1 pseudogene is annotated in these 3,465 nt (G+C 60.6%); it reads right to left on the bottom strand.

The annotated features are described in order from the left end of the window. A pseudogene (locus J2S32_RS15645) lies at window positions 1–378 on the bottom strand (chromosome segregation protein); the annotation flags it as partial. Window positions 379–3,465 lie beyond the last annotated feature (3,087 nt).

The raw sequence follows: 3,465 nt of genomic DNA, 5'->3' as shown, positions 1-3,465 counted from the left end.
TCGCGTCGAGCAGGTCGCAGAACCGGTCGATATTGGCATCGTCCAATGGCGCGTCGACCTCGTCGAGCACGCAGATCGGCGCGGGATTGGTCAGGAACAGCCGCGAAGATCAGCGCGGTCGCGGTCAGCGCCTGTTCGCCGCCCGACAGCAGCGTGAGCGATTGCAGCTTCTTGCCCGGCGGCTGCGCGAAGATCTCCAGCCCCGCTTCCAGCGGATCGTCGCTGTCGATCAGCGCCAGCAGATGCGCCTCGCCGCCCTCGAACAGGCGCATGAACAGCCGCTGGAAATGGTCGTTAACCTGTTCGAAGGCAGCCCGCAGCCGCTCACGACCCACCTCGCGGTTGAACGATTGCTCGGATCGACCCGCGCAGCCGGCTGACACGCTTCGGCAATTCCTCCTGTTCACGAACATACTCGCCATGCGCGATCTCGATCGCGCGAGTTCCTCCGATGCGACGAGGTTGACCGGACCGAACCTTCTCTCGGTGGCGGTGAGCCGTTCCATCTCATCGTCTCGGTTCGGCGACTGATCGGTCCTGTCGAATTCGACGCGGGCGGAGGAGCGGGGGCGGGTCACTGGACCGCTCGCCCGAACTCCGTGCCATCTCGATCGGCGGCCGTCCTGGCTTTCGCGCGGGCTGAAAGGCCGGCCGCGTTTCTCGCGCGCTGCGGCAGCGCCTCGTCGGTGGGTGAAAGCCGCGGTCGGCCTCCTGCGCCAGGCGAATTGGCTTCGGAGACGCTGCTCGGTGCGTCAAGTGCGGGTAGCGCTGGTACATGGTCGACTGTTCGATTTCGAGCATCAGCCCTCGGCTTGGCCGCGATGTCCCTCGGCTCCTGCGTGATTTCCTCGAGCGCGTGTCTCCATTTCGGACATCCGCCCGCGCCGCATCGCCGTTGCGCGCCTGCCAATTGGCCAAGGACGCTGCGCTGCGCGAGGCGCGTTCGCGCGCCACCGCCAGTGTGGTCGTGCGCGCCAGCGCAGGCAGCGCGCGCCTGCATCGCGGTGCGGCGGTTCGTTCTGCGCGCGGGCGGCTTCGCAGCGTGGCGCGCCCCGGGCAGGGTCGGCGAGGCGCATCGCGCTTGGTCGGCTGCGGCAAGGTCGGCCAGCGCCGCGGCGACCAGTCGCCATCGCTCGGCCTCGCTCCGTCCAATTCAAACTCGCCGCGAGCCGCGACGCGGCGGATTCGGCCTGGGTCGAGCGCGGCAGCGCCCTGCCGCTCGGCCTCGCCGTCCCGTCAGCTCGCGCTGCGGCGACCGATCGCGTGCAAGCGTCCCCGTTCTCGCTTGCCGTGTCCATGCAGCCTGCGCGCCCATACGCCGCGTGTCGCGCAGCGCGGGCAGGCGCGCGACGAGTCGGGCCCAAATCGTTTCTTCCGCTTCCAGAACTCGTCGCTTCGGCGATCTTGCCTGTACGACACGCCGACCATCTCCTTCCCCCTCCCCACCCACTATCCCTCTCCTGGCGGGGGCGAGCTATCTACCGACTTTATCCATATTTCCCCAATCAACCCTCTCATCTTCTCTGCCCCAAACAAATTCTACACGTCAATGCTTCCATTTCATATTCTACTTTTATTTTTTCCTCTTTCCCTTCCCGACTCTCCCACTTCATCGAAATTTACTTCAAATCAAATCAATCTACACTTACCCATCTCTCATCTGCTCCCCTCTGAACCACCAATCCTCACACCCCCACTCACTTACCTAACCCCCCACCAAACCCTACCACTCCCATCATAACCAAAACCTCATACTCTAACTTATACCCACAAAACTACACAAACTCCCCACACCCCCCCACACCATCTCCATCCCAACCTACCCACAACAACTACCAACACCCAATCATCCACCCCCCAACACCAAACCACCAACACCCCCAATCACACAACACCCAAAAAACCCACAACCACCAACCAATACCCACACACATCCCCACTACCCAAACAACCCACCAATCCCTATCCACAACACCAAACCACACAAAACCACACCACCACCCACACACCCAATCCACCCCCCACATCACCACAACCCACCCCACCAACACCCCCAAACCACAACCAACCAACACAACACCACAACCCACACAACCCCCACACCAACAACCCCACCACACCCCCACAAACCCACACCACACAACCCCCAACACACCCACCACAAACCCCCCACACACACCCACCCCCACACCCCAACACCCAACACCCCCCCACACCAACCCACCACCCACACCAACCACCCAACAACCCCCACCCCAACCCCACACACCACAACCCCACCCCACAAAACCACACACCACACCCAACCAACCACCCAACCCCCACCCACCCCAAACACAACCCACACCAACCCCCACCACCAACACACCCAACCCCCACCCCCCACCCCACCCCCCCCCACAACCACCAACCCCACACCCACCACCCCACCAACCAACCAAACAAACCCCCACCAACACACCACCAAACCCACCACCAACACCACCCACACCAACACAACCACCCAACCCACCACCACCCACCAAACAAACCCACACCCACAACCACCACACCCAACACAAACCAAACCACAAACACCCACAACACCACAACCCAACACAACACAAAACACCCACACACAAACAACCACACCCAACCACCCCACACCAAACCACAACACCCAACCCACCACCAAACACAACCACCCAACACACCAACAACACAACACCAACACAACCCCCAACAACCACCCAACACACCACCCACCACAAACCACCACCACACACCCACCACACCACCAACCCACAACACCCCACCAACACCCACCACAAACAACAACAACCCCAACCCAACAACCACAACCCACCACAACACACCAACACCACAACCCACCAAACAACCCCACCAAACCACCAACACCAACCACACACCAACCCCCCAAAAACACAACACACCACACAACACCACACCACACCCCACAACCACCCACACCACAAACACCACAACCAAACCACAACCCAAAACACCAACCCACACAACCCACCAACACCCAACCACAACCAACAACCACCACACCCAACAAACACCACCAACACCACCCACACACAAACCCCACACCCCAACACCAAACCAACACCAACACCCACCAACCCAAAAACCAACACCACAAACCACAACCACCAACAAACAACCACCAAACCACAACCACCCACCACAACACCACAAACCACACACACCAAACCACACCCCACACACAACCAAACCAACCAACAAAACGCCACCCCTGCTCGACTCTGGTCTGAGCCTTGTCTCGCCCCCCCTCTGCACTGTCTTTCTGGCACTGTCACGTCGTGACCTTCCGCTTGTCGTCCTCCTCCTTCCTTGTTACCAAGGATGCCTGTGCCTGACACTCGCTACGCGGCTCTGAACTCTAGCATTGTCTGGCGTAAGCGCACAAGGCGAAGCGGGCGATGAAGACAGCGCCAC

It is taken from the genome of Qipengyuania citrea (assembly GCF_024171405.1).
GTDB lineage: Bacteria > Pseudomonadota > Alphaproteobacteria > Sphingomonadales > Sphingomonadaceae > Qipengyuania > Qipengyuania profunda.
Note: the sequence above shows the minus strand (reverse complement) of the source record. Positions and strands in the feature narration are given on the sequence as shown.